We start from the raw sequence: 1,676 nt of genomic DNA, 5'->3' as shown, positions 1-1,676 counted from the left end.
CCCCGCCGCGCTCACCGCGGCCGGGCGCCACGACGAGGCGCAGGCGCGCGCGCGCCGCGTCGCCGAGGCCGACCCGTACCTGCCGCAGGCGCACAAGGCCGTCGGCGACGCCGCCTACCGCGCCGGTCGGCTGGAGGAGGCGGCCGACCGCTACCAGCGCGCGGTGCGGCTCGCGCCGGACCTCGGGAGCGAGGCGTGGGTGCGGCTGGGGACGCTGGCGCTGAAGCGCGGCGACCGCGCCGGCGCGGTGAACGCGTGGGAGCGGGCGCTTACCTTGCACCCGGCGCACCCGATCGCCCGCAGCAACCTGGAGGCGCTGCTCCGCGCGGGCGGATCGTGACCCCGCATCTCGCCTCCCGCCCCCTCCCACGCCGCGTGCTGGAGCCCGTCACCATCGAGGACCCGGAAGGGTTCGCCGCGCTCTGCGCCAAGATCGTCGCCGAGCGCGGGTTCCGGTGCACGAGCTACAAGCAGCGGTGCCTCGTCCGGCGCATCGGCGTGCGGCTGCGCGCGGTCGGCGTGCACACCTTCGCCGACTACATGCGCGTGCTCGACGCCGACCCGCGCGAGTGGGACCGGCTGCTCGACGCGCTGACGATCAACGTCACGAAGCTGTTCCGGAACTGGGAGGCGTGGGAGACGCTGGCGACCCGCGTCGTCCCCGCGCTGTGGGCGCGCCCCGACGACGAGCTGTGCGTGTGGAGCGCGGGCTCCTCCTCGGGCGAGGAGGCGTACTCGCTCGCCGCGCTCTTCCACCGCCACGCCGAGCGGCTCGGGCAGCTCGACCGGATCGGGCGCGTGCGCGTGCTCGGCACCGACATCGACCGCGACTCGCTGGCCGCCGCGACGCGCGGGGTGTACGCCGAGGCCGCGTTCGCCGACACGCCCGACGACCTGCGCGCGCGCTACTTCGGCCCCGGCCCGCACGCGCACGTGGCGCCCGAGCTGCGCGCGATGGTGGCGTTCGAGCGCCGCGACCTGCTGCGCGAGCCGCCGCCGCCGGGGCGCTGGCACCTCATCGCCTGCCGCAACGTCGTCATCTACTTCGACCGCGAGTCGCAGGAGGACCTGTTCCTCCGCTTCCACGACGCGCTCGCCCCCGGCGGCGTGCTGTTCCTCGGCAAGGTCGAGACGCTCCTTGGCCCCGTGCGCTCGCTCGTGCAGCCGCTCGAGCCGCGCGACCGCGTCTTCCGCCGGCCGTGACGGGCGCGCTCCGCTCCCCCGCGCCGTCGCACGCGCCGCGCACCGTGCTGGTCGTCGACGACAGCGCGTTCATGCGGCGCGTCGTCGCCGAGCTGGTCGACGAGTGTCCCGGCTTCCGCGTGGTCGGCACGGCGCGCGACGGCGAGGAGGCGGTGCGCCAGGTGCACGCGCTCGCCCCCGACGTCGTCACGCTCGACGTCGCGATGCCCGGCCTCGACGGGCTCCAGGTGCTCGGCTACGTGATGAGCGAGGCGCCGCGCCCCGTCGTGGTGCTGAGCGGGCTGGGGGAGGACGGGCTGGCGCTGCGCGCGCTCGAGCTGGGGGCGGTGGAGTTCGTCCCCAAGCCCTCGGGGCCGATCAGCCTCGACGTGGTCGCGGTGCGCGAGCGGCTGGAGGCCGAGCTGCGCGCGGCGGCGGCGGCCGACGTCACCCGCGTCGACGTGCTGGCGCGCGCGGCGGCGCCCGGGCGGACG

General features: G+C 76.8%; 3 protein-coding genes. All 3 read left to right on the top strand.

The features are described from left to right. Positions 1–340, top strand: a 340-nt coding sequence (locus tag PYV61_RS25055; RefSeq protein ID WP_275836609.1) for a tetratricopeptide repeat protein, incomplete at its 5' end; no start/stop codon positions are given. 35 nt (positions 341–375) lie between these two features. Then, on the top strand, positions 376–1,203 hold the full coding sequence (locus PYV61_RS25050; RefSeq protein ID WP_275836608.1) for a protein-glutamate O-methyltransferase CheR: 828 nt from the start codon (positions 376–378) through the stop codon (positions 1,201–1,203). Next, the coding region (locus PYV61_RS25045) for a response regulator (RefSeq protein WP_275836607.1) at positions 1,200–1,676 on the top strand (477 nt) is incomplete at its 3' end. The genes PYV61_RS25050 and PYV61_RS25045, both read left to right, overlap by 4 nt.

The sequence above is a fragment of the Roseisolibacter sp. H3M3-2 genome (genome assembly GCF_029211165.1).
Lineage (GTDB): Bacteria > Gemmatimonadota > Gemmatimonadetes > Gemmatimonadales > Gemmatimonadaceae > Roseisolibacter.
The sequence above is the reverse complement of the archived record's forward strand: the minus strand, read 5'-3'. Positions and strand labels throughout refer to the sequence as shown.